This is a genomic window from Herbaspirillum sp. NPDC087042 (assembly GCF_044745245.1).
In the GTDB taxonomy this organism is placed as follows: domain Bacteria; phylum Pseudomonadota; class Gammaproteobacteria; order Burkholderiales; family Burkholderiaceae_D; genus Herbaspirillum.
The window spans coordinates 15,383-39,047 of record NZ_JBIUZW010000023.1 but is presented as its reverse complement, the minus strand read 5'-3'; the positions used below and the strand labels follow the sequence as shown (position 1 = coordinate 39,047).

General features: G+C 64.2%; 21 protein-coding genes. 11 read left to right on the top strand and 10 right to left on the bottom strand.

The features are described 5' to 3' along the window. Positions 1-11 precede the first annotated feature (11 nt). From ACIPHN_RS23820 to ACIPHN_RS23810, 3 genes are all read right to left on the bottom strand, one after another. Positions 12-2,996: a DNA translocase FtsK gene (locus ACIPHN_RS23820; RefSeq protein ID WP_400441099.1), complete on the bottom strand. Its 2,985-nt coding sequence runs from the start codon at positions 2,994-2,996 to the stop codon at positions 12-14. A gap of 121 nt (positions 2,997-3,117) precedes the next feature. Next, entirely contained in the window at positions 3,118-3,687 is a 570-nt protein-coding gene (locus tag ACIPHN_RS23815; protein WP_400441096.1) for a DNA-3-methyladenine glycosylase I, read from the bottom strand. 35 nt (positions 3,688-3,722) lie between these two features. Further along, the gene (locus ACIPHN_RS23810; protein WP_400441093.1) at positions 3,723-4,742 is read right to left on the bottom strand and encodes a serine/threonine protein kinase; all 1,020 of its coding nucleotides are present in this window, start codon (positions 4,740-4,742) and stop codon (positions 3,723-3,725) included. Between the two features lie 125 nt (positions 4,743-4,867). On the opposite strand from ACIPHN_RS23810, the gene ACIPHN_RS23805 reads away from it, so the two are divergent. Beyond that, positions 4,868-5,563 carry a UPF0149 family protein gene (locus ACIPHN_RS23805; RefSeq protein ID WP_400441090.1) on the top strand — a complete coding sequence of 232 codons (696 nt, stop codon included), beginning with the start codon at positions 4,868-4,870 and terminating at the stop codon, positions 5,561-5,563. 78 nt (positions 5,564-5,641) lie between these two features. On the opposite strand, the gene orn is transcribed toward ACIPHN_RS23805, so the two are convergent. After that, positions 5,642-6,211, bottom strand: a complete 570-nt coding sequence (gene orn / locus ACIPHN_RS23800; RefSeq protein WP_400441087.1) for an oligoribonuclease — start codon at positions 6,209-6,211, stop codon at positions 5,642-5,644. Positions 6,212-6,399: 188 nt separating this feature from the next. Here orn and ACIPHN_RS23795 point away from each other — a divergent pair, with 188 nt between their 5' ends. The 3 genes from ACIPHN_RS23795 to rsgA are packed head-to-tail and all read left to right on the top strand — an operon-like array spanning position 6,400 to position 9,039. Beyond that, positions 6,400-7,683 carry a M48 family metallopeptidase gene (locus tag ACIPHN_RS23795; RefSeq protein ID WP_400441084.1) on the top strand — a complete coding sequence of 428 codons (1,284 nt, stop codon included), beginning with the start codon at positions 6,400-6,402 and terminating at the stop codon, positions 7,681-7,683. Between the two features lie 55 nt (positions 7,684-7,738). Then, on the top strand, positions 7,739-8,095 hold the full coding sequence (locus ACIPHN_RS23790; RefSeq protein WP_400441081.1) for a 4a-hydroxytetrahydrobiopterin dehydratase: 357 nt from the start codon (positions 7,739-7,741) through the stop codon (positions 8,093-8,095). Next, positions 8,095-9,039 carry a ribosome small subunit-dependent GTPase A gene (rsgA, locus tag ACIPHN_RS23785; RefSeq protein ID WP_400441078.1) on the top strand — a complete coding sequence of 315 codons (945 nt, stop codon included), beginning with the start codon at positions 8,095-8,097 and terminating at the stop codon, positions 9,037-9,039. Before ACIPHN_RS23790 ends, rsgA begins: the two co-directional genes overlap by 1 nt. Before the next feature lie 14 nt (positions 9,040-9,053). Here the strand turns inward: rsgA and ACIPHN_RS23780 are convergent, their stop codons facing one another. Continuing rightward, positions 9,054-9,998, bottom strand: coding sequence for a TraB/GumN family protein (locus tag ACIPHN_RS23780; protein ID WP_400441075.1), 945 nt, complete (start codon positions 9,996-9,998; stop codon positions 9,054-9,056). Between the two features lie 213 nt (positions 9,999-10,211). Here ACIPHN_RS23780 and argF point away from each other — a divergent pair, with 213 nt between their 5' ends. From argF to ACIPHN_RS23765, 3 genes are all read left to right on the top strand, one after another. Next, positions 10,212-11,129 carry an ornithine carbamoyltransferase gene (argF, locus tag ACIPHN_RS23775; protein WP_400441072.1) on the top strand — a complete coding sequence of 306 codons (918 nt, stop codon included), beginning with the start codon at positions 10,212-10,214 and terminating at the stop codon, positions 11,127-11,129. A gap of 61 nt (positions 11,130-11,190) precedes the next feature. Next, positions 11,191-12,525: an argininosuccinate synthase gene (gene argG / locus ACIPHN_RS23770; protein ID WP_400441069.1), complete on the top strand. Its 1,335-nt coding sequence runs from the start codon at positions 11,191-11,193 to the stop codon at positions 12,523-12,525. A 39-nt stretch (positions 12,526-12,564) separates the two neighbouring features. Further along, positions 12,565-12,879 (top strand): pyrimidine/purine nucleoside phosphorylase, encoded by a 315-nt coding sequence (locus tag ACIPHN_RS23765; protein WP_400441066.1) that lies wholly within the window; start codon positions 12,565-12,567, stop codon positions 12,877-12,879. A gap of 98 nt (positions 12,880-12,977) precedes the next feature. Here the strand turns inward: ACIPHN_RS23765 and murB are convergent, their stop codons facing one another. Then, on the bottom strand, positions 12,978-14,009 hold the full coding sequence (gene murB, locus ACIPHN_RS23760) for a UDP-N-acetylmuramate dehydrogenase (RefSeq protein WP_400441063.1): 1,032 nt from the start codon (positions 14,007-14,009) through the stop codon (positions 12,978-12,980). A gap of 136 nt (positions 14,010-14,145) precedes the next feature. On the opposite strand from murB, the gene ACIPHN_RS23755 reads away from it, so the two are divergent. Further along, positions 14,146-14,631 (top strand): YajQ family cyclic di-GMP-binding protein, encoded by a 486-nt coding sequence (locus ACIPHN_RS23755; protein WP_400441061.1) that lies wholly within the window; start codon positions 14,146-14,148, stop codon positions 14,629-14,631. A 90-nt stretch (positions 14,632-14,721) separates the two neighbouring features. On the opposite strand, the gene ACIPHN_RS23750 is transcribed toward ACIPHN_RS23755, so the two are convergent. The 4 genes from ACIPHN_RS23750 to manD form a co-directional block, all read right to left on the bottom strand. Next, the gene (locus ACIPHN_RS23750; RefSeq protein ID WP_400441058.1) at positions 14,722-15,750 is read right to left on the bottom strand and encodes a Zn-dependent oxidoreductase; all 1,029 of its coding nucleotides are present in this window, start codon (positions 15,748-15,750) and stop codon (positions 14,722-14,724) included. 45 nt (positions 15,751-15,795) lie between these two features. Continuing rightward, a complete protein-coding gene (locus tag ACIPHN_RS23745) occupies positions 15,796-17,658 on the bottom strand; it encodes a TRAP transporter large permease subunit (protein WP_400441056.1) in 1,863 nt (620 codons plus the stop codon). Between the two features lie 203 nt (positions 17,659-17,861). Next, a complete protein-coding gene (locus tag ACIPHN_RS23740; RefSeq protein WP_400441053.1) occupies positions 17,862-18,890 on the bottom strand; it encodes a TRAP transporter substrate-binding protein in 1,029 nt (342 codons plus the stop codon). 62 nt (positions 18,891-18,952) lie between these two features. Continuing rightward, positions 18,953-20,182, bottom strand: coding sequence for a D-mannonate dehydratase ManD (gene manD, locus ACIPHN_RS23735; protein ID WP_400441050.1), 1,230 nt, complete (start codon positions 20,180-20,182; stop codon positions 18,953-18,955). 174 nt (positions 20,183-20,356) lie between these two features. Here manD and ACIPHN_RS23730 point away from each other — a divergent pair, with 174 nt between their 5' ends. The 3 genes from ACIPHN_RS23730 to ACIPHN_RS23720 all read left to right on the top strand — a co-directional run bounded on the left by ACIPHN_RS23730 (position 20,357) and on the right by ACIPHN_RS23720 (position 23,658). After that, positions 20,357-21,133: a FadR/GntR family transcriptional regulator gene (locus ACIPHN_RS23730; protein WP_400441047.1), complete on the top strand. Its 777-nt coding sequence runs from the start codon at positions 20,357-20,359 to the stop codon at positions 21,131-21,133. An 80-nt stretch (positions 21,134-21,213) separates the two neighbouring features. Next, positions 21,214-22,701 carry a mannitol dehydrogenase family protein gene (locus tag ACIPHN_RS23725; RefSeq protein WP_400441044.1) on the top strand — a complete coding sequence of 496 codons (1,488 nt, stop codon included), beginning with the start codon at positions 21,214-21,216 and terminating at the stop codon, positions 22,699-22,701. Positions 22,702-22,725: 24 nt separating this feature from the next. Next, complete coding sequence (locus ACIPHN_RS23720) at positions 22,726-23,658, top strand: sugar kinase (protein WP_400441041.1); 933 nt, start codon at positions 22,726-22,728, stop codon at positions 23,656-23,658. Positions 23,659-23,665: the final 7 nt, after the last annotated feature.

Genomic DNA, 23,665 nt, shown 5'->3' with positions numbered 1-23,665 from the left:
CGCTGTACGCCCTATTCCTCGCCACCCGAAGGCGGCACCAGGATATCGCGGCTGCCATTGCGCGACATGGCCGAGAGCACGCCGGCCGTCTCCATCTGTTCCACCAGGCGCGCGGCCCGGTTGTAGCCGATGCGCAGTTGCCGCTGCACCGACGAGATCGACGCCCGCCGCGTCTTGAGCACGAAGGCCACGGCTTCGTCGTAGAGCGGATCGGCTTCCGGATCGCCGCCCTCGCCGTTGGTAAACATGTCAGCCTGGGCCGTGTCCTCGGAAATCGGCGGGGCCAGGATTTCCTCGATGTAGCGCGGTTCGCCAAAGGACTTCAGGTATTCCACCACGCGATGCACTTCCTCGTCGGAGACGAAGGCGCCATGCACGCGCTGCGGATAGCCCGAACCCGGCGGCAGGAACAGCATGTCGCCATGGCCCAGCAGCGATTCGGCGCCCATCTGGTCCAGCACCGTTCGCGAATCGATCTTGGAGGACACCTGGAAGGCCACCCGGGTCGGGATATTGGCCTTGATCAGGCCGGTAATCACATCCACCGAGGGGCGCTGCGTGGCCAGGATCAGGTGGATGCCGGCAGCCCGCGCCTTCTGCGCCAGGCGCGCGATCAGCTCCTCGACCTTCTTGCCGACCACCATCATCAGATCGGCCAGCTCGTCGATGACGATGACGATGGTCGGCAGCTTTTCCAGCGGCTCGGGGGCGTCCGGCGTGAGACTGAAGGGGTTGGGAATCTTCTCGCCACGGGCGGCGGCTTCATCGAGCTTCTGGTTGTAGCCCGCCAGGTTGCGCACGCCCAGCTTGGACATCTTCTTGTAGCGCCGCTCCATCTCGTCCACCGCCCAGTTCAGGGCGTGCGCGGCTTCGCGCATGTCGGTCACCACAGGCGCCAGCAGGTGCGGGATGCCCTCGTAGATGGACAGCTCCAGCATCTTGGGATCGATCATGATCAGGCGCACTTCGTCGGGCGTGGCCTTGTACAGCAGCGACAGGATCATGGCATTGATGGCCACCGACTTGCCCGAGCCAGTGGTACCGGCCACCAGCATGTGCGGCGCGCGGGCCAGGTCGGTCACCACGGGCGTGCCGGTGATGTCCTTGCCCATGGCGATCGTGAGATGGGACGCCGACTTGCGATAGGCCTGCGAATGGATGATCTCGGAGAGCTTGATCATCTGGCGGCGCGCATTGGGCAGTTCCAGGCCCATGCAGGTCTTGCCGGGGATAGTCTCGACCACGCGGATGGAGGTCAGGCCCAGCGCCCGCGAGAGGTCCTTCATCAGGTTGACCACCTGGGCGCCGCGCACGCCCTGCGCCGGCTCCACTTCGAAACGGGTGATCACCGGTCCCGCTTCGGCGCCCAGCACGGTGACGGGCACCTTGAATTCCTTGAGGCGCTGTTCGATCAGGCGACCGGTTTCCTGCAACTGCTCGGGATCGATCTCGATGCGCGACTCGGGTACTTCATCGAGCAGCTCCAGCGACGGCAAGGGGATGTCCACGTAGGGGGGGTCGACGTAGTCCGCGTAGTCCGGATAGGCCATCGATATCGGGGCCGGTTCGGGCTGGTAGACCGTGAAGGTCGAGGTGGCGGGGGCCTCCTGCACGGCTTGCGGTTCGGGATCGGGCAGCATGTCGAACCAGGGGGCCTGGAACTGCGGCAGCTCCGCCGCTTCGGGTGTCGGTGGCGTCAGCGGGGCAAACGGTGTGAGCGGCTCCTGCTGCTCTTGCTGCTCTTGCAGCTCCTGTTGAGCCAGCAGGTCCGGCAACTTGGCGGCTGCCAGGGGATCGGCTGCAGGCACGGGCGGCGGCGTCATCGATACCACGGGCGCCACGGGTGCCACAGATGCTACAGGTGCCACGGGCGCATGCTGCGCTGGCGTGGTGCCGCCAGCCTGCTCACCGGACTCCTGCAGGGAGCGCATCAGACGGGTCGGGATGGCATCGGCATGTTCGCCGGGCGCACCCGCAGGCTGCCCCTGGGGCGCGGCACGGCCGACGCTGCTGATGCGGATGCTGCGGGTCGCCATCGGTGGCGACGCGGCAGCGGATGTCGGGGAGGGAACGGGAGCGATCGCCGGACGAGCGATCGATGGCGGGATCGGCCGGATCGGCGGCATCGGATTGGCCGCCCGCGACAGGCTGGCATTGGCGGCCGCACTGGCGGCCGAGATGGCCGTGCTGGCTGCCGCGCGCGCCCGCATCGCCTCGGTGGGACGCAAGGTTTCGAAGGCCGCCCATTCGGATTCCGGCCTGGCCTTGGGCGCCGGTGCCGGCTGCTTGAGCAGGGGCCACTTGCCGACGGGGGCCGGCTGTCCGGCGGCACCGCCCTGGGCTGCCTGGGCCGCACGCTGGCCACTGCCGCCGGTGATCGCGGACAGCGGCACCTGCCAGTCTTCCCGGGGGGCACTCTCGGCGGCTGGACGCGGCGGTGGCGTCAGGCGACTGGGTCGCGGACGCGGTGCGAAGGGCGACGAGGCCTGGCGCGGCCCCGATGCGGCTGGTGTGCGTGCCACCGGCATGCGGCGCTCAGGGCTGCTCGGGAAGCTGCTGCGCTGGCTACTCATGCGCACGCGCTCGCTCTCGATGCTGCCGCGCCGGGGTGGTCCCAGGTCGAGTTCGGGATGGTCGTCGCGCTCGACGTCCTTGCCGGGGTTCAATATGGCGCCCAGCAACCATTTCAGGCCCAGCGCCAGCAAACCCAGCATCAGCACCGCCGCCAGGCCACGGCTGAGCTTGCCGCCCAGGGCTTCCATCAACGCCGTGCCGACCAGATCGCCGTGCTGGCTGTCTTCCCCCGTGCTCAATTGCACCCGCACCAGGGCCTCGATGGCACTGCTGGCGCACAGCAGCAGCAAGCTGCCGCACCACAGACGGATGGCACCACGGCCGCCCATGAGCGACTTGCGGCCGAGCGCGCGCACTACCGTGCGCAGCAGCAGCGGCAGCAGCCAGAGGACCGACCAGCCAAACCATTTGACGAAAATCATGCTACTCCCCAACTTCACCGGCCTGGCATGCCGCCAGCCGGCCTCGTGAATCTGTCAGGCTGCGAGTGTAAACCAAACCGCGCAACTGCCACCGGTCGCCACCCTGCCCGTTATTACTAGCTCAACGGCCATGACAGTGACAATCCTGCACATGGTCATTGATCATCCCGATGCCCTGCAGGTAGGCATAGATGATGGTGGAACCGACGAACTTGAAGCCGCGCCGCGCCAGATCCTTGGAAATGGCATCCGACAACGGCGTCTTGGCCGGGCAATCGGCCAGCGACTGCCAGCGGTTGCGCACCGGCTGGCCATCGACATGGCCCCACAGATAGGCGTCCAGCCCGCCCAGCTCTTCGCGCAGCTTCAGGTAGGCGCGGGCGTTGCCGATGGTGGCGGCCACCTTCAGGCGATTGCGGATGATGCCGGGATCGGCCATCAGTTGCGCTACCTTGCGCTCGTCATAGAGGGCGATCTTCTCGGCATCCCACTGGTCGAAGGCGGCGCGATAGCTTTCCCGCTTGTTGAGTACGGTCTCCCAGGACAAGCCGGCCTGGGCACCTTCCAGGTTGAGCATTTCGAAAAGCCGCGTCTCGTCGTGGCAAGGCACGCCCCATTCGTGGTCGTGATACTGCACGTAGAGCGGATTGTTCAGGTTGACCCAGCCACAGCGGATGAGGGATTGATTCATGGAATGTCTTTGCTTTGTCTTGGTTCTCTGGTGGTTCACACCGGCCACAGCGGCGCTTCATCCATCAGCGCGATCTGCTCGCGCAATTCCAGGATGCGGTCCTGCCAGTAGCGTTGGGTATTGAACCAGGGGAAGGCCACCGGAAACGCCGGGTCGTCCCAGCGTCGCGCCAGCCAGGCGGAATAATGGATCAGTCGCAGGGTGCGTAGCGCTTCGATCAGGTACAGCTCGCGTGGCTCGAATTCGCAGAAGCTTTCATAGCCGGCCAGCAGATCGGCCAGCTGGCGCACCATGTCGCTGCGCTCGCCGGAGAGCAGCATCCACAGGTCCTGCACGGCAGGACCGCTGCGGCTGTCGTCGAAATCGACGAAGTGCGGGCCTGCATCGGTCCACAACACGTTGCCGACATGGCAATCGCCATGCAGGCGCAAGCGGGCGATGTCACCGGCGCGGTCATAGCAGCGTCGTACACCCTCCAGCGCCTGTTCCACGGTCGTGCGCCAGGCGCTGGCGACATCCATGGGAATGAAATCATGCGCCAGCAGCCAGTCGCGCGGCTCCTCGCCGAAGCTGGCGATATCCAGCGCCGGCCGCGCCACGAAGGCGCTGCGCGCACCCACGGCATGGATGCGGCCGATGAAGCGGCCCATGCGTTCCAGGGTGTCGGCATCGTCCAGTTCGGGCGCCCGGCCACCGTGGCGCTGGAAGACGGCAAAGCGGAAACCCGCATGGCGATGCAGGGTCGCGCCATTGGCCAAGCGCATGGCGGGCACGACTGGAACTTCATCGTCAGCCAACTCCTGCGAAAAAGCATGTTCTTCGAGGATCTGCTCATCACTCCAGCGCAGGGGCCGGTAGAACTTGACCACCACCGGCGGCCCCTCTTCCATGCCGACCTGATAGACCCGGTTTTCGTAGCTGTTCAGGGCCAGCAGGCGGCCATCGCCATAGAGGCCGAGCCCATCCAGGGCGTCCAGCACGGTATCGGGCGAGAGCGTGGCGAAGGAGGTGGCGTCGGACGGTGGCAGGGCTGAGGAAGAGGCATCTTGATTCATCCATCTATTGTACTGTTGCCGGCGCCAACACCGCAGGACAATCCACCCTGTCCGGCCAACAATACTCGCGCCCCTGGCTGAATGCCTTTAAACTCCTGCCTTTAGCATCTGCAATTGGACCCATCATGCATCTCGACCAGCCCCTTTCCGACGCCGAGTTCGACGAACTCGACGATTTCCTCCTCTCCGACCGCTGCGCCGACGACGTGATGACCATGGATACCCTGCATGGCTACCTGACGGCGCTGGCCATCGGTCCGCAGGAAATCCTGATGGCCGAATGGCTGCCGCGCGTCTGGGGCAGCCGCCCGGAAGACACGCCCAAGTTCAAGAACGGCAAGGAAGCCGAACGCATCACCAGCCTGATCGCGCGCAGCATGAACGAGATCGCCATCACCTTCGAAGTGGCGCCCAAGGAATATGAACCGCTGTTCTGCGAGCGCGAGCACGAAGGCAAGCCGCTGCTGGACGCCGAAGCCTGGGCCTGGGGCTTCTGGGAAGGCATCCAGCTGCGCGCGGCGCAGTGGGACGAGATCTTCCATTCCAACATCGGCCCGCTGCTGCGTCCGATCTACCTGCTCGGCGCCGAAGAGCTGGAAGAGGAAGAAACCAAGCTCATCGACGATCCCATCAAGACCCACAAGCTGGCCATCGAGATCGAATCGGCGATCCCGCATATCCATCGCTACTGGGCGCCCAAGCGCAAGTCGGCGGTGGAACAGGTGCAGCGCGAGGCGCCCAAGACCGGCCGCAACGATCCCTGTCCCTGCGGCAGTGGCAAGAAGTACAAGAAATGCTGCGGAGCGGACTCGGACGAGTGATTTCGCCACCATTTCCTCGAGGAAATAAAAAAGGCGCACCGGACAACGGTGCGCCTTTTCTTTTCGGCAAGGAGATGATTACTCCTTGATGAAGTGCTCGCGGTAGTACTTCAGTTCCTCGATGGACTCCAGGATGTCGGCCAGGGCGGTGTGCATCTGGCGCTTCTTGAAACCGGTGGCGATCTCCGGCTTCCAGCGCTTGCACACCTCCTTCAGGGTCGATACATCCAGGTTACGATAGTGGAAGAATTCTTCCAGCTTGGGCATGCCGCGCACCATGAAGCGGCGGTCCTGGCAGATGGAATTGCCGCACATGGGCGACTTGCCGGCCGGCACGTACTGCTTCAGGAAGGCAATGATCTGCTGTTCGGCATCGGCCTCGGTGACGGTGGAGGCCTTGACGCGGTCGATCAGGCCGGAACGGCCGTGGGTGCCCTTGTTCCAGGCATCCATGCCGTCCAGCAGTTCGTCGGACTGGTGGATGGCCAGCACCGGGCCTTCGCCCAGCACGTTGAGCTCGGCGTCGGTGACCACCACGGCGACTTCGATGATGCGGTCCGAATCCGGATCCAGGCCGGTCATCTCCATGTCGACCCAGACCAGGTTCATTTCATTGGGACGCGCGGGCGCGGCGGGGGCTTGTGACATAATTCTTCCTTATTGACGTAATGGGTCTCGCACCCATCTACTGCATGGTTCGCTCGCCCAGCGTGCGCTGGCGGCATGGTTCTTGTCCTGCTGCTGGCCTGGCCGCCGGGGGCGGCTTGCGGCGGCGCTCCCCCGGGAGGTCGCGGCGGGCCGGCATCGAACTTTCGCCATTTTCGCACAGGGACAGCATGTCTTCACTTTCGTTTTCGGTTTTGTTCGTCGTCTTCCTCGCCATCAGCCTGGTGGTCCGCTACTGGCTGGCCTCGCGCCACATCCGCCATGTGATCGCGCATCGCGCCGCGGTCCCGGCCGAGTTTGCCGAGAAAATCTCCTTGTACGCCCACCAGAAAGCCGCCGACTACACAGTCGCCCGCACCAAGTTCGGCCTGGTGACGCTGCTGGTCAATACCGCCGTACTGATCGGCTTCACCCTGCTGGGTGGATTGCAATGGCTCTCCGGCCTGCTGCTGGGCTGGACCGGCGGACCCGGCATGGTCTACCAGATTTCCCTGGTGGCCGGTTTTGGCATCATCTCAGGGCTGGTGGATCTGCCTTTTGACTACTATCGCCAGTTCAGGCTGGAAGCGGGTTTTGGCTTCAACAAGATGACGCACGGCCTGTTCCTCGTCGACCTGCTCAAGAACACCCTGGTGGGCATCGTGCTGGGATTGCCGCTGCTATGGGTGGTGCTGGCGCTCATGGAACAGGCCGGTCGCTTCTGGTGGCTCTATACTTGGCTGTTCCTGTGTGCATACCAGTTGCTGATGCTGGTCATCTACCCCATCTTCATCGCCCCCCTCTACAACAAGTTCACGCCGTTGGAAGATGACAGCCTGCGCAGCCGTATCGAGGGTCTGCTCAAGCGAGTCGATTTCGCCTCAAAGGGCTTGTTCGTGATGGATGGCTCCAAACGCAGCGCGCATGGCAACGCCTATTTCTCCGGCTTCGGCCCGAACAAGCGCATCGTCTTCTTCGATACCCTGCTAGCCCGTCTGGCGCCGCATGAGATGGAGGCCGTGCTGGCCCACGAACTGGGTCACTTCAAGCTCAAGCACATCGTCAAGCGCGTGGTGGTGATGTTCGCCCTGTCGCTGGCCTTCCTGGCGCTGCTGGGCTACCTGAAGGGCCAAGTGTGGTTCTATACCGGCCTGGGCGTCAATCCCCTGCTCCTGGGCAGCAATGATGCGATGGCGCTGATCCTGTTCATGCTGGTGCTGCCGATCTTCACCTTCCTGCTCTCGCCGCTGTCCTCGCTCTCCTCGCGCAAGCACGAGTTCGAAGCCGATGCCTTCGCCGCCCAGCACACCAATGCCCAGGACCTGGTGTCGGCGCTGGTCAAGCTGTACGAAGACAACGCCTCCACGCTCACCCCCGATCCGCTGCACTCGGCCTTCTACGATTCGCACCCGCCGGCCTCGCTGCGCATCCAGCACCTGCACGCCGCGCACGGCACACCTGCCACCGGCCACTGACATCCACCCATTCGCGCCGGCGGCATGTGACGCCGCCGGCCTTCAGGAGAATTCCATGAGCATCACCGCACACACCCTCGCCGCCTCGCGCAGCATCCAGCCCATCGGCGCACTGGACGACGCCGGCATCCAGGCCCACCTGGCCGCCCTGCCCGACTGGAAGATCGACGGCGGCAAGCTGGCCCGCACCTTCGCCTTCGGCAACTATTACGAGACCATCGCCTTCGTCAACGCCATCGCCTGGGTGATCCACGCCGAAGACCACCATCCCGACCTGGGCGTGAGCTACAACCGCTGCAGCGTGCGCTTCGATACCCACAGCGTCAACGATGGTCGGGGCGGTCTCTCGGCCAACGACTTCATCTGCGCCGCCAAGGTCGACGCCCTCTTCGCCCAGCGCGCCGCTGCCTGATGGCTGGCCGCAAGCATGCCGCCGCGCGCGGCGCAGGAGCACCGGCCAACACGGCCGCGCTGGAACCGGGTCTGGTCATCGCCGCCCACGGGCGGCATTATCTGGTCCAGGCAGGCGACGAGAAACTGCATTGCGTCACCCGTGGCAAGAAGAGCGACGTGTCCGTGGGCGACCACATCCGCCTGGCCCGTACCTCGGCCAACCAGGGCGTGATCGAAGCCATCGACGAGCGCAAGACCCTGCTCTACCGCTCCGACCAGTACAAGTCCAAGCTGCTGGCGGCCAATGTGGATCAACTGTTCATCGTGGTGGCAACCGAACCCAGCTTTACCGATGACCTGGTTTCGCGCTCGCTGGTGGCGGCCGAATCGGCCGGTGTCGCGGCCCACCTGATCCTGAACAAGACCGACATCACCGAGGCCCTGCCCAGGACACGCGAGCGGCTGCAGGTCTATGCCAAGCTGGGCTATCCGGTGCATGAAGTCTCGGCCAAGGCACAGCCCGACGAGACGCGTGCGGCCTTCATGCCGCTATTGGCCGGCAAGAGCACGATCCTGATCGGCCAGTCGGGCATGGGCAAGTCGTCCATCATCAACCTGATCGTGCCGGATGCCGACATCGCCACCCGCGAGATCTCGGCCGCGCTCGATACCGGCAAGCACACCACGACCTTCACCCGGCTCTACCAGATGGAGCAGGACGCCAGCATCATCGACTCGCCCGGCTTCCAGGAGTTCGGTCTCTACCAGCTCTCCGAAGGCATGCTGGAGCGCGCTTTCCGCGACTTCACACCCTACCTGGGCAAGTGCCGTTTCTACAACTGCCATCACCTCAATGAACCGGGTTGTGCCGTGCTGGAAGCGGTGCAGGCCGGCGAGATCGCGGCCATGCGGCACCAGCTGTATGGGCAGCTGGTGCATGAGTCTTCACAGACCTTGTACTGAAGAGCCGCGCCGGGTCAACGGCGAGACAGTGCGGTCAATTGCCGTACCTTGAATCCTTTGGCGCGCAGTTGCTGCAGGACGTTACCCGGTCCGACCAGGTGCAGGAAGCCGATGGCGGCAAAGACGCCGTCATCGGACTGCATCCGTTCAGCGATGCGCTGCGCCAGCCACGTGTTGCGTTCGAGGGCAGCCGACGCGTCGCCAAAGCAATCCTTCGCGGCACAGAAACGCTCCATCTCGGCGACGCTGCCCGCTGACCAGAGGGCGGTAAATCGTTCGAGATTCTTCTTGGCCTCCCCGCTTTCCAGCTCCTTCATGTTCTGTTCCAGCTCATTCAAGGTGGAGCGGGAAATCAAGACCCGTTGCTCCTCCACGGTCTCCAGCGCCACAACGGGTTTCTTGAAATGCTTCACGAACCCGGTGATGGCGAGATCGATGCCCAGGTCCGGATACAAACCCGCATCCCGCGCCGAGAGCAGGATCAGCGAATTCAGCTTGCTCGACAGACTGGCCTCACCGAACCCGGCCTCGTTCAGGCAGGCTTTGTGGAACTGCTTGCTGACACGCCAGGCCAATGCCCGATAGTGTGCGGAATCCGTTTCGACGGCTTGATCCGGCATGGGGGCGATCATCTGCTGCCCGATCTCGGGCTGGGTCACGTCAAGTTCGACCAGCAGTACGCGCGAGGCAATCAGTGCCCGGCGCACCACCGGCCCGGGAATATCCCATTCCAGCTTGGCCACGTGCACGGTCCCATAGAGATAGGAGCGTCGGCCATCCTTGCTCAATTCCCACAAGGGACCGCGGTCAGGCTGTTGACTCCGGGCGAGTTGCTCGACCTGCTCGCTGCTCACCTGCAGCGGTGGCGGACAATCCTTGTTCGACTCCTGGGCGGAAACTGGCAGCACTGACAGGGTCAGCACGAGCATCATGCAACGCAAGACAAGATCAAAGCGCATGGTTCAGACTCTGGTAGAGGGAGGAGGAACCGGCCCGAGATGGCCGGCGGCGAGGCAGTATAGCCTGCCTGCATCTTTGCCCCGAATGCGCCGATATCGAAGGGGGTTTCCCAGGAGCAACTACCCCGGGTATCTTTTTAAGCCGAATCCCTTATAATCTAAGGAGTTAATGACTATCGGCGGCAGGCGCCACACTGGCCGCCGTTTTTATTTATGGCAATCAAACACTACCTTCAGTTTTCCGACTTTACGCTTGATGAATACGAGTACGTGATCGAACGTTCCCGTGTGATCAAACGTAAGTTCAAGAATTACGAGCCCCACCACACGCTGGCAGATCGTACGCTGGTCATGGTGTTCGAAAAGAATTCCACCCGCACCCGCCTGTCCTTCGAGGCCGGCATGCACCAGATGGGCGGTGCTGCGATCTACCTCAATACCCGCGACAGCCAGCTCGGCCGCGGCGAACCGGTGGAGGATGCGGCCCAGGTGATGTCGCGCATGTGCGACGTCATCATGATCCGTACCTACGGCCAGGAAATCATCGAACGCTTCGCCAGGTATTCGCGCGTGCCGGTCATCAATGGCCTGACCAACGAGCAGCATCCCTGCCAGGTACTGGCCGACGTGTTCACCTTCATCGAGCATCGCGGCAGCATCAAGGGCAAGATCGTGGCCTGGGTGGGTGACGCCAACAACATGCTCTATTCGTGGCTGCAGGCGGCCGAGGTGTTTGGCTTCCATGTCAATGTCTCCACCCCCAAGGGCTACGATATCGACCCGGCGCAGGTCACGCCGGGCAACCAGCACTACACCTTCTTCGCCGACCCGGCCGATGCCTGCCAGGACGCCGATCTGGTCACCACCGACGTGTGGACCAGCATGGGCTTCGAGGCCGAGAACAATGCCCGCGTGCAAGCCTTCGATGGCTGGATCGTGGACCAGGCCAAGATGTCGCGCGCCAAGAAGGATGCCCTCTTCATGCACTGCCTGCCGGCCCACCGCGGCGAGGAAGTGGCCGCCGAAGTGATCGACGGCCCGCAGTCGGTCGTCTGGGATGAGGCGGAAAACCGCCTGCATGTCCAGAAGGCCCTGCTCGAATACCTGGTGCACGGCAAGTTCGACCACTGAAGACGTCGAACCTGCCACCCAGCCCTGCTACTCAATTCAACATCATCGCAACGTCAAGATCATGTCCAACATCCTGCAATCCGTCCCGGTCAACCAAAAAGTCGGTATCGCCTTTTCCGGCGGCCTCGATACCAGCGCCGCGCTGACCTGGATGCGCCAGAAAGGCGCCGTCCCCTACGCCTATACCGCCAACCTGGGCCAGCCGGATGAGCCGGACTACGACGCCATCCCCAAGAAGGCCATGCAATACGGTGCCGAACTGGCACGCCTGGTGGACTGCCGCGAACAGCTGGCCAACGAAGGTATCGCCGCCCTGCAAAGCGGTGCCTTCCACATCTCCACCGCCGGCATCACCTACTTCAACACCACCCCGCTGGGCCGCGCCGTGACCGGCACCATGCTGGTGGCCGCCATGCGCGACGACAACGTCGACATCTGGGGCGACGGCAGCACCTTCAAGGGCAACGACATCGAGCGCTTCTACCGCTACGGTCTGCTGGTGAACCCCAACCTGAAGATCTACAAGCCCTGGCTGGACAGCACCTTCATCAACGAACTGGGCGGCCGCAAGGAAATGTCCGAGTTCATGATCAAGTCCGGCTTCGACTACAAGATGTCGGTGGAAAAGGCCTACTCGACCGACTCCAACATGCTGGGCGCGACCCACGAAGCCAAGGACCTTGAGTTCTTGAACAGCGGCATCAAGATCGTGCAACCCATCATGGGCGTGGCGTTCTGGCGCGATGACGTCGAAGTCAAGGCAGAGACCGTCACCGTGCGCTTCGAAGAAGGCCGTCCGGTGGCCCTGAATGGCCAGACCTTCGAGAACATGACCGACCTGATCCTGGAAGCCAACCGCATCGGCGGCCGTCATGGCCTGGGCATGAGCGACCAGATCGAGAACCGCATCATCGAAGCCAAGAGCCGCGGCATCTACGAAGCCCCGGGCCTGGCCCTGCTGTTCATCGCCTACGAGCGCCTGGTCACCGGCATCCACAACGAAGACACCATCGAACAGTACCGCGACAACGGCCGCAAGCTGGGTCGCCTGCTGTATCAAGGCCGCTGGTTCGACTCGCAAGCCATCATGCTGCGCGAAACCGCACAGCGCTGGGTGGCGCGTGCCATCACCGGCGAAGTTACGGTGGAACTGCGTCGCGGCAATGACTACTCGATCCTCAACACCGAGTCGCCCAACCTGACCTACCACCCGGAACGCCTGACCATGGAAAAGGGCGAAGGCAGCTTCTCCGCCATCGACCGTATCGGCCAGCTGACCATGCGCAACCTGGACATCGCCGACACCCGTCAGAAGCTGGCGATCTACCAGGGCACCGGCCTGCTGGACTCCAGCACTGCCGTGTCGCTGCCGCTCCTGGGCCGTGATGAGAAGTAATCCCGATTCAACCAACGCAGTTCCTGTGAAAGCGATTCGATGAGCAACCAATTCGACAACGTCACCGTCCTGAAGAAGGGCAATGTCTATTTCGACGGCAAGTGCGTCTCGCACACCGTGCTGTTCGCCGATGGCACCAAGAAGACCCTGGGCGTGATCCTGCCGGCCTCGCTGACCTTCAGCACCGGCGCCCCGGAAATCATGGAAATCAACGGCGGCAGCTGCCGCGTGCGCCTGAAGGGCGAAGAAGCCTGGAACACCTACGGCGCTGGCACCCAGTTCAACGTGCCGGGCAACTCCAGCTTCGACATCGAAGTCACCGAGACCCTGGACTACGTCTGCCACTTCGGCTGATCGCACGTCCTGCAGCAATCAAAAAAAACCGCCCGGTAGCAATACCGGGCGGTTTTTTTATGTGCCTTGCGCCATCAGTGCCATGGCGCATCAGATCCTCAGATGAAGACCGGCTCCGGCTCCAGCTGCACGCCAAATCTTGCCAGCACATCATCCTGGATGGCCCGGGCCAGGCGGGCCACCTCGGCGCCGGTCGCCCCGCCCCGATTGACCAGCACCAGCGCCTGCTGTTCGTAGACACCGGCTTGTCCCATGGTCTTGCCCTTCCAGCCGCAACGATCGATCAGCCAGCCGGCGGCCAGCTTGTAGTGATCGTCATCGACACGGTAGCTGACCAGGTCGGCATGCTGGGCCAGCAGGATATCGCGCTGGCGCGCCGGCACGATGGGGTTCTTGAAGAAACTGCCGGCATTGCCGATCCTGGCCGGGTCGGGCAGCTTGCGGGTGCGGATGGCGATGACGGCCTCGGCGATGTCGCGCGGGCCGGGTTCGGTGATGCCCTTGTCCTGCAGCGCCTTGGCCACATCGGCATAGTTGGCATTGGCTTCCCAGCGCCGGGGCAAGGCGAAGGTGACATCCAGCACCACCGCGCGATCCTTCAGCGCATGCTTGAAGACGCTGTCGCGATAGCCGAAGCGGCAATCCTGCGCATCCAGCGTGATCACCTCGCCACTGACGAGGTCGAAGGCGCGCAGGCTGTGGAAGCGGTCCTTGACCTCGATGCCATAGGCGCCGATGTTCTGGATGGGGGCGGCACCGACGCTGCCGGGGATGAGCGAGAGGTTTTCCAGCCCGCCCAGGCCCTGCGCCAGCGTCCACTGCACGAAGCCGTGCCAGTTCTCGCCGGCAGCGGCACGCACATAGGTGAATTCCTCATCCTCGCCGGTGATGGCGATGCCGCGCTCCTGCATGTGCAACACCAGGCCATCGAAGTCCTGCGTCAGCAGGAGATTGCTGCCACCGCCCAGCACCAGGCGCGGCAAGGCCATCAGGGCGGCATCCTGGCGCAGGGCGCGCAGGGTCTCAGGGCCATCGACAGACAGGTAGGCGTGCGCCCTGGCCTCGATGCCGAAGGTATTGAGGGTACGCAGGGAAACGTCACATTGGACGGAAAGCAAAGGCGTGGTCATAGGGCTGGGATTATATCGCTGCCGGGCCGGAAATCCGCCGACAGCGGGCCGAGGATGGCGGCAACGGGCCTAGTCCGTTAAAATCACGGGTCAGAACGCCGGCCTTCGCCGGCTGCAAGAACATAAGGATAAAGCCATGCCCTCATTCGATACCGTCTGCGAAGCCAATCTGGTCGAAGTCAAGAACGCCGTAGAACAAGCCAACAAGGAAATCTCCACCCGCTTCGACTTCAAGGGCACCGACGCCCGCGTCGAGCAAAAGGAACGTGAACTGACCGCCTTCGCCGACTCCGACTTCCAGCTGAGCCAGGTGCGCGACGTGCTCACCAACAAGATGACCAAGCGCAACGTGGACGTGCGCTTCCTGGACGAAGGCAAGATCGAGAAGATCGGCGGCGACAAGGTCAAGCAGGTGATCAAGGTCAAGAACGGCATCGAGAGCGACGACGCCAAGAAGATCGTGCGCGTCATCAAGGACAGCAAGATGAAGGTGCAAGCCAGCATCCAGGGCGATGCCGTACGCATCACCGGGGCCAAGCGCGATGATCTGCAGGCCGCCATGGCGCTGCTGCGCAAGGAAGTCAAGGATATCCCGCTGGAGTTCAACAACTTCCGCGACTGATGTCCGAGGTGCTGATGCCCGCTGTGGCATTGCTCCCATGAAAAACGCCGGCGACTGCCGGCGTTTTCGTTTCCGCTAGAGGGGGCGCACTCAATTGCCCGGCGCAAAATCCAGCAGCACCTTGCAACTGTTGCGCGGATCCTTCTGCACGATCTCGAAGGCCTGCGCCACGTCGCGGAAGTCGATGCGATGGGTGATGATCTTCTCCGGCCGCACCAGGCCCTTGGTCACCCATTCGATCACGCGCGGGAACATCGCGCAATTCAGCCGCGAGGCATGCAGCGACAGTTCCTTCTTGGTCAGCTCCTGCTGCGGGATGGCCGAGGGTTCGGACGAGAAGCCCAACAGGCCGATCCGGCCGGCCGGCGCTGCCAGGCGCACGGCCTCTTCCAGAATGGCCGGATGGCAGACGGCATCGATGATCAGCGTCGGGCCGCGCTCCACGCCCAGGTGCTGGAGTGCCTCGGTGATCGGCTCGCGCGCGGTATTGACGACCTCATCCGCACCGCAGGCGGTGGCCAGCGCCAGCCGCTCATCCAGGCGATCGGTGACGATGGTGCGCACGCCGTAGACGCCCTTGAGCACTTCCACCACGGTCAGGCCGATGGGGCCGGCACCGTAGACCAGGGCCACATCGTTCTGGAAGACGCCAGTGCGGTTCAGCACATTGGCCGCGACCGCATAGGGTTCGATAATGGCCGCGCAGGTCTCGGCGATGCTCTCGGGGATGACATAGGCATTGCCGGCCGGCACGCACACGGCCTCCGAGAAACCGCCGTCGCGGTGCACGCCATAGACTTCCAGGTGATTACAGACATTGGGACGCCCCACCGAGCAGGGATAGCAATGTCCGCAGCTGACCACCGGATCCACCGCCACCAACTCACCGATGCGCGATGCCTCCACGCCGCTGCCCACCGCATCGATGCGGCCGACGAACTCGTGGCCGATCACACGCGGATAGACGGCGAACGGATTCTGTCCGTGATAGATGTGCAGGTCCGAGCCGCAGATGCCGGCGTAGCGCACGCGCACCCGGACCTGGCCCGCCGCCGGTTCGAGCAAGGGACGCTCGATGACGGCGATCTGGTGAGGTTGTTCAACGACGATACTCTTCATGAAAAGACTCCAGTGACGATGGCGATGACGATGACGCGATGACGATTAGAGGAAGCCGATCGAAATCCACGGGAACAGGATCAGCAGGATCAGGGCAAAGAAGAGCGCGGCAATATGCGGCCAGACGTGGCCGATGGCCTTGTCCGGTTGCACGCGGCCGACGGCGCAGGCGGCATAGAAGCCCACACCGAAGGGCGGCGCGAACAGCCCCAGGCCCATCGAGAAGATGGCAATCATGGCGTAGTGGATCTCGTTGATACCCATCACGCGCGCGATCGGGAACATCAGCGGCCCGAACAGCACGATGGCGGGAATGCCTTCCAGCACGCTGCCCAGCACCACGAAGGCCAGCGCCGAGATCGCCAGGAAGCCCAGCTTGCCGCCCGGCACATGGGTCATGGCATCGACCAGCTGATGCGAGAAGCCCGACTGCGTCAGCGCCCACGACATCGCCGTGGCACAGCCGATGATGAGCAGGATGGCGCCCGACAGCGAGGCCGTCTCCACCAGGACGGGATAGATCCGTTTCACATCGAACTGGCGATAGACCAGCGGCCCCACGATCAGGGTATAGACGATACCGATGGTGGACACCTCGGTAGCCGTGGCCACGCCCTCCACCACGGCGGTGCGGATCACGAAGGGCAATGCGATGGCCGGCAGCGCCACGAAGAAGCACTTCCACACCACCCGGCTGCTGGCGCGCTCCACGCCTTCCATGTTTTCGTTGCGGGTCTGCCAGAACACCACCACGCACATGCACAGCATGCCCACGATGGCCGGGAACAGGCCGCCGGTGAAGAGCGAGGCGATCGACACGCCGGTCACCGAACCGATGGCAATCAGTACCAGGCTGGGCGGGATGGTTTCGGACATGGCGCCCGAGGCCGAGAGCAGGCCGATCAGGTCGCCTTCGCTGTTGCCGCGTTTCTTCATCTCGGGGAACAGCGCCGGGGCCACCGCCGCCATGTCGGCCACCTTGGCGCCGGAGATGCCGGAGACCAGGTACATCGCCGCCAGCAGCACGTATTGCAGGCCGCCGCGCACGTGGCCGATCAGCGCCACCAGGAAGGCAATCATGGCACGCGCCAGCCCGGCGATCTCGATGAGCGAGCCGAGGAAGACGAACAGCGGCACCGCCAGCAGGATCAGCGGCGACATGCCCTCGGTCATGCGATTGGGCAGGATGGACAGCGGTGTGGAGGTCGCGAAGGCCAGGTAGGACAGCGTGGCCAGGCCGAAGGCAAAGGCGATGGGCACGCCCAGCACCACGCAGCCCATGACGATGGTCACGAAGAAGATCAGCAGGTTCAGGTTGCCCAGGTCGGCGAAGTAAGGCGAACCCAGCCACAGGCCGCCACCGATCACCGCCACCAGGCCGACGGTGCCGACCAGCTGCTTGAGGCTGGCGTGCACGAAGAGGCGCTCCAGCGCCGTCAGCAGCATGAGCACGACGCCGACCACGATGGCACCGACACGGAAGCCTTCGTTGATTTCCAGCGTCGGAGTGGTGACGATCAGGCTTTCCTCGAACTGCTCGTAGGCCGGCCACAGCACGAAGATCAGGAAGGTCGCCGCCAGCACCATGCCGAATACCTCGACCCAGCCGCGCAGGGCCGGTGGCATCTTGTTGGTGAAGGTGGTCAGGCGCATGTGCGCGCCGTGGCGCAGCGCGATCACCGAGCCGAACATGGCCAGCCAGAGGAACAGCAGCGAGGCCAGTTCATCGGTCCAGGTCAGGGGGCTGTTGAAGAAGTAGCGCGCGCTGGTGCCGGCGATGAGCACGCCCACCTCCACCAGGACCAGGAGGGCCGCGCAGAATTCGGTCGATTTCTGCAGCAGCTTGCCGAACACGGCCAGGGGCGATGTCGCCGCCTGCGGCATCGGGCTTGTCTCAGATATGTGCATGTTGTTCTCCACGCCGCGCCAGGGGGTCTGTGCCTGTTCTTGTGCTGCCGCGCGTTGTTAAGTGGTATTGCCTGGGTGATCCTGCCTGCGGGATCATCCGACCTGCCGTCTTGGCGAGGATGGCAGGGCGACGATCGGTCTTCCGGTGCGTTCCACCTCACGCAGCGCGCTACCGGAAAAGCGCGCCGCGCGGATCGGACCGCTTACAGCGGACCCGAGTACTTCTCCAGGATGCTCCAGGCCTCGGCGCCGTACTTGGCCTTGGTATTGGTGTAGAAGCCGGCCTTCTTCAGGGCATCGATGAAGGGCTGCTTGTCGGGATAGTTGAAGACCATGCCCTGCTTCTTCAGCTCGGTTTCCAGATGGGTATTGAGCTCGGCGATGTCGGCGCGCTCCTTGATGGCGGCGGCGTTGAAGTTGCGCGAGATGATCTCGCGCACGTCCGGCGGCAGGCCTTGCCAGAACTTGGCGCTGGTGAAGATGAAGTGACCGTCCCAGGTGTGGCCGGTCATGGAGACATACTTCTGGGTCTCATAGAGCTTGGCGCTCTGGATCAGCGGCAGCGGGTTTTCCTGGCCATCGACGATCTTGGTCTGCAGCGCCGAATACAGCTCGCCGAAGTTGATCGAGGTCGGGGCCGCGCCCAGGTCCTTGAACATGGCGATCCACAGCGGAATGCCCGGCACGCGGATCTTGAAGTTCTTCAGGTCGGCCGGGCTGTTGATGGGCTTGGTCGAGGTGGTGATGTTGCGATAGCCGTTGTCCAGCACCTTGTCGAAGGTGTAGATGTTGATCTTCTCCAGCTGCTTGTGGACGTAGGCACCCAGCTCGCCATCCATGGCGGCCCACACCTGCTTGTAATCCTTGAAGGCGAAGGCCACGCCATTGATGCCAGCCACCGGCACCATCGATTGCAGGTTGGTGCCGGCGGTGGACATGAACTGGATCGCCCCCGAGCGCACCTGGAAGATCATGTCCGGCTCGCTGCCCAGCGTGCTCTGCGCGAACACCTGGATATCGATGCGGCCGTTGGATTCCTTGCGGATGGCATCGGCCGCTTCCTTGATGCGCAGCGCACCCGGATGGTCGGCCGGGAAGGCGGTGCCGTACTTGAACTTGTATTGCGCGTCGGCGGCCAGGGCGTTGCCACCCAGCGCCAGCAGAGTGGCGGCGGCGGCGCCCAGGGCCAGGCGCGAGAACTGTCGGCGTGCGGTATTGGGTGTGGTGCTCATCTCGATGTGTCTCCTCGGTAGTCTCTAGTGAATGCGGTGCCGGGCGTGCAATGCCGCCCGGCTTACCAGTTGGTCAGCGTGCCATCGTGTGCCAGGCGGTTGACCGGCAGGTAGGCGCGCTTGTACGGATACTTCTCGGCCAGCTTCTCGTCGATCTCGACACCGTGGCCGGGCTTCTCGCCCGCATACAGGAAGCCGTCGCGGAACTGGTAGTCATGCGGGAAGACGGCGTCGGTCTCCTCGCTGTGATGCATGTATTCCTGGATGCCGAAATTGGGGACCCAGGTATCGAAGTGCAGCGCCGCCCCCATGCAGACCGGCGACAGATCGGTGGCGCCGTGGCTGCCGGTGCGCACCTGGTAGAGCGCGGCCAGGTCAGCGATGCGGCGCAGGTGGGTGATGCCGCCGGCATGGACCACGGTGGTGCGGATGTAATCGATGTACTGCTTTTCGATCAGGTCCTTGCAATCCCAGATGGTGTTGAAGACCTCGCCCACGGCGATGGGGGTGACGGTGTGTTCGCGGATCAGGCGGAAGGCGTCCTGGTTCTCGGCCGGGGTCGGATCTTCCATCCAGAACAGGCGGTACGGCTCCAGCGACTTGCCCAGGCGCGCAGCCTCGATGGGGGTCAGGCGATGGTGGACGTCGTGCAGCAGGTGGTGATCCCAGCCCAGCTTGTCGCGCAGGCGCTCGAACAGCAGCGGGGCGTGATCGAGGTAGCGCTCGGTGGACCAGTCGTGTTCCGAGGGCAGGCTGGAGTCGGCCGGCTCGTAGAACTTGGCGCCGCTGCTCATGGTGGCGCCCGAGGACACGCCATAGACCTTCTTCAGCCCCGGCACACCGGCCTGCGCGCGAATGGCCTTGAAGCCCATCTCGGCATAGCGCAGCACTTCATCGGTGGCTTCGTCGATGTCGCGGCCATTGGCGTGGCCGTAGACCATCACGCCGCTGCGACTGCGTCCGCCCAGCAACTGGTATAGCGGCAGGTTGGCCGCCTTGGCCTTGATATCCCACAGGGCCGTGTCGACGCCGGCAATGGCGCTCATGGTCACCGGGCCACGACGCCAGTAGGCGCCGCGATAGAGGTATTGCCAGATGTCCTCGATCTGATGCGGATCGCGGCCGATCAGGCAGGGAATGACGTGCTCGTTCAGGTAGGCCGCCACGGCCAGTTCGCGGCCGTTCAGGGTGGCGTCACCGATGCCGGTCAAGCCTTCGTCGGTGGTGATCTTGAGGGTGACGAAGTTGCGTCCAGGGGAGCAGACAATGACTTTTGCGTCGATGATCTTCACGGGTGCCTCGTAATTTTTAGATGAATTGCAGAAGAACTGAGCCAACTGGTCTAACCAGTATCGCATTGAAAAATCAAATTGGCTAGACCTGAAGACGAATATTGGTTGACCAATTTAAATTGGTCAACCAGTTTTGAGGTGTGCTATGATCGCCCCACCAGTCCGAGGACCTCCATGAACCAGCCCCTTCAAGTCGCCAAGCCCGCCCTCGCCGAAGACGAATCCCATGCCCAGGACGCCCGCGCCTACCGGGTCGTCGCCAAACGCATCGAGGAAATCATCCGCGAGCAACAGATTCCCGCTGGCGGGCGCCTGCCCTCCGAGCGCGAACTGGCCGCCCGCCTGGATGTGGGCCGCGCCCTGGTACGCGAAGCCATGATTGCGCTGGAACTGAGCGGCATCGTCGAGGTACGCCTGGGTTCGGGCGTGTACGTAAATGAAAAGCTGCACATCACCCCCAACGTGAACGAGGCCGGCTCCGGCCCCTTCGAGATCCTGTCGGCACGCAAGCTGATAGAGAGCGAGATCGCCGCCGTCGCCGCCCGCATGGCCACTGACAGTGCCATCGATGCCATCCTCAACGCCGTCAACGACATGGAGCGCTTCTACAGCGACCGCAAGCGCAACGAGGAAGCCGACCGCACCTTCCACCTGGCGGTGGCGCGCGCCACCGGCAACATGGCCTACGTGCAGGTGATCGAGGGCCTGTGGAACCAGCGCGGCCGCCTGTGGAGCAAGATGGACGAGCACTTCCACACCGATGAACTGCGCCACGCCACGCTGGCCGACCACCGTCGCATCCTCGAAGCGATTGCCACCCATGACGCCGCCGGAGCCCGCCGCGCCATGCGCGCGCACCTCGAACGCGTGACCCGAGAATTCTCGCGCGGCTGGAGCCTGAAGGACTCCACCGTGCCGCGTGACCCCGATTTCCCCGGCGCCGGCAACTGACAAGCGCAAGCGGCCGGACGCTTCGTCCGGTTGCGCCGGGTCCGGCTCCGGCTGGAGCCTTTCCATCGACCTGTCTATCCATGCGACTGAACCAAGCACAACTGGCCGCGCTGGCCCACCGCAGCGCCGCGCCAACGCACGAGCACGCGCTCACCCTGCCCTCCTATGACCGCAGCCGGCTGCAGCCAGGCATCGTCCATCTGGGCCTGGGCGCCTTTCATCGCGCGCACCAGGCGCTCTACACTGAAACCGCCATCGCCGCCGGCGACCTGCGCTGGGGCATCATCGGCGTTTCCCTGCGCTCCACCGATACCCGCGACGCCCTGGCCCCGCAGGACCACCTCTACACCGTGGCCATCCGTGATGCCCAGGGCGAACGCCTGCAAGTGGCCGGCGCCCTGCTGGCTTCTCTGGTCGCCCCCGAGTCGCCGCAAGCGGTGCTCGATGCCATGGCCGACGCGCGCTGCCACATCGTCAGCCTGACCGTCACCGAAAAGGGCTACTGCTACGACCCGGCCAGCCGCGCCCTGCTGCTGGACCATCCCGATATCGTGCATGACCTGCGCTCGGCCGAGCCGCGCAGCGCCATCGGCTTCATCGTGCATGCGCTGGCGCGCCGCCGCCACGCGGGTTTGCCGCCCTTCACCGTGGTGTCTTGCGATAACCTGCCGGCCAACGGCGATACCACGCGCGGCATGGTGCTGGCGTTCGCGACCGCACTGGATCCGGCCCTGGCACAGTGGATTGCTGCCGAAGTGGCCTTCCCCAATTCCATGGTTGACCGCATCGTGCCCAAGACCAGTGCCGATGACCTGGCCCATGTGACCGGGTGCCTGGGCATGGAAGACGCCTGGCCGGTGATGACCGAAGGCTTTAGCCAGTGGGTGCTGGAAGACCGTTTTTGCGGCCCGCGTCCACGCTGGGAAGAGGCCGGCGTGACCGTGGTCGGGCAGGCCGCGCCCTATGAGCACGCCAAGCTGCGCATGCTCAACGGCAGCCACTCGACACTGGCCTACCTGGGTGCGCTGATCGGCTACGAGACCGTGGACCGCGCCATGGAAGACCCGCAGCTGGAACATTTCGTCACCACCATGCTGGCCGAGGAAGTGGAGCCGACCCTGGAGCGGCCGGGCCTGCCAACCTACCGGGCGGAGCTGATGCAGCGCTTCCGCAATCCGGCGCTCAAGCACCGCCTGCAGCAGATCGCCATGGATGGCTCGCAGAAGATCCCGCAACGCCTGCTGGGCACGCTGCGCCAGCGTCGCGCTGCCGGGCTGTCGCATACGCGCCTGTGCTTTGCGCTGGCGGGCTGGTTCCGCTACCTGGCCGGGCAGGATGAGGCTGGTCGCGACTACAGCCTCTCCGACCCGCTGGCCCAGCCGCTGCAGGCGGCGGCCACCGTGGCTGGCGGCAGCGCCGCACGGGTGGCAGCACTGCTGCGCATGACCGCCGTCTTCGGCGACGACCTGTCTGGCGACGCCGCGCTGCAAGCCACGCTGACACAGCATCTGGAGCTGATCCGCACCCAGGGCGTCAAGAACGCCATGCATACCCTGGACCTGGCCTGAGCCCAATTTTCGAACATGGACACCATGCAAGCACACCCGCGTCTCGACATCCTCGCCATCGGCGAGCCCATGATCGAATTCAATGAAACCAGTCCCGCCCAGTATCGCCAGGGCTTCGGTGGTGACACCTCCAACTTCGCCGTCGCGGCGGCCCGCCAGGGCGCGCGGGTGGCGTACTGGACGCGCCTGGGCGAGGACCGCTTCGGTCGCATGCTGCAAAGCCTGTGGCAAGAAGAAGGCGTGGCGACGGACGCGGTGGCAATCGACCCGACCGCCCATACCGGCCTGTACTTCGTCGCCCATGATGCCAACGGTCACCACTTCAGCTACATGCGCGCCGGCTCGGCGGCCAGCCGCATGCGCCCTGCCGACCTGCCGCACGCCCTGCTGCAGGACTGCCGCTTCCTGCACGTCTCCGGCATCAGCCAGGCCATCAGCGCCAGTGCCTGCGACACGGTCTTCGCCGCCATCGACCTGGCCCGCCAGGCCGGCGCGCAAATCTGCTACGACCCCAACCTGCGCCTGAACCTGTGGCCGCTGCCACGTGCGCGCGCCATCATCGAGCAGACCATCGGCTACACCGATGTCTTCCTGCCGGGTCTGGACGAAGCGCAGCGCATCGCTGGCCTGGTCAGCCGCGATGAAGTCTGGAACTGGTGCGCCCATCACGGTGCGCGCCAGGTGGTCTTGAAGTGTGGTGCCGAGGGCGCCTGGATCTGGCGCAAGGAAGATGGCGCCGTCACGCACTTGCCTCCCCTGAAGGTGGAGCCGGTGGACGCCACCGGTGCCGGTGACTGCTTCGATGGCGCGCTGGTGGCCCGCCTGGCCGCCGGCGACACTCTGGAGCAGGCAGCACGCTATGCCAATGTGGCCGCAGCCCTGTCCACCACCGGCTACGGCGCGATTGCGCCCATCCCGGTGCGTGAACAGGTCCTCTCACGCCTGGCTGCTGCCTGAACCCGCC

Excerpts from the sequence above, each read along its gene's own strand:
- ACIPHN_RS23720 (WP_400441041.1), top strand. The coding sequence starts at position 22,726 with ATGCAAGCACACCCGCGTCTCGACATCCTCGCCATCGGCGAGCCCATG.
- argF (WP_400441072.1), top strand. The coding sequence starts at position 10,212 with ATGGCAATCAAACACTACCTTCAGTTTTCCGACTTTACGCTTGATGAA.
- ACIPHN_RS23755 (WP_400441061.1), top strand. The coding sequence starts at position 14,146 with ATGCCCTCATTCGATACCGTCTGCGAAGCCAATCTGGTCGAAGTCAAG.
- ACIPHN_RS23820 (WP_400441099.1), bottom strand. The coding sequence starts at position 2,996 with ATGATTTTCGTCAAATGGTTTGGCTGGTCGGTCCTCTGGCTGCTGCCG.
- ACIPHN_RS23780 (WP_400441075.1), bottom strand. The coding sequence starts at position 9,998 with ATGCGCTTTGATCTTGTCTTGCGTTGCATGATGCTCGTGCTGACCCTG.
- ACIPHN_RS23815 (WP_400441096.1), bottom strand. The coding sequence starts at position 3,687 with ATGAATCAATCCCTCATCCGCTGTGGCTGGGTCAACCTGAACAATCCG.
- ACIPHN_RS23730 (WP_400441047.1), top strand. The coding sequence starts at position 20,357 with ATGAACCAGCCCCTTCAAGTCGCCAAGCCCGCCCTCGCCGAAGACGAA.
- orn (WP_400441087.1), bottom strand. The coding sequence starts at position 6,211 with ATGTCACAAGCCCCCGCCGCGCCCGCGCGTCCCAATGAAATGAACCTG.
- ACIPHN_RS23745 (WP_400441056.1), bottom strand. The coding sequence starts at position 17,658 with ATGCACATATCTGAGACAAGCCCGATGCCGCAGGCGGCGACATCGCCC.
- rsgA (WP_400441078.1), top strand. The coding sequence starts at position 8,095 with ATGGCTGGCCGCAAGCATGCCGCCGCGCGCGGCGCAGGAGCACCGGCC.
- argG (WP_400441069.1), top strand. The coding sequence starts at position 11,191 with ATGTCCAACATCCTGCAATCCGTCCCGGTCAACCAAAAAGTCGGTATC.
- ACIPHN_RS23725 (WP_400441044.1), top strand. The coding sequence starts at position 21,214 with ATGCGACTGAACCAAGCACAACTGGCCGCGCTGGCCCACCGCAGCGCC.
- ACIPHN_RS23740 (WP_400441053.1), bottom strand. The coding sequence starts at position 18,890 with ATGAGCACCACACCCAATACCGCACGCCGACAGTTCTCGCGCCTGGCC.
- ACIPHN_RS23795 (WP_400441084.1), top strand. The coding sequence starts at position 6,400 with ATGTCTTCACTTTCGTTTTCGGTTTTGTTCGTCGTCTTCCTCGCCATC.
- ACIPHN_RS23810 (WP_400441093.1), bottom strand. The coding sequence starts at position 4,742 with ATGAATCAAGATGCCTCTTCCTCAGCCCTGCCACCGTCCGACGCCACC.
- ACIPHN_RS23790 (WP_400441081.1), top strand. The coding sequence starts at position 7,739 with ATGAGCATCACCGCACACACCCTCGCCGCCTCGCGCAGCATCCAGCCC.
- ACIPHN_RS23805 (WP_400441090.1), top strand. The coding sequence starts at position 4,868 with ATGCATCTCGACCAGCCCCTTTCCGACGCCGAGTTCGACGAACTCGAC.
- ACIPHN_RS23750 (WP_400441058.1), bottom strand. The coding sequence starts at position 15,750 with ATGAAGAGTATCGTCGTTGAACAACCTCACCAGATCGCCGTCATCGAG.
- murB (WP_400441063.1), bottom strand. The coding sequence starts at position 14,009 with ATGACCACGCCTTTGCTTTCCGTCCAATGTGACGTTTCCCTGCGTACC.
- ACIPHN_RS23765 (WP_400441066.1), top strand. The coding sequence starts at position 12,565 with ATGAGCAACCAATTCGACAACGTCACCGTCCTGAAGAAGGGCAATGTC.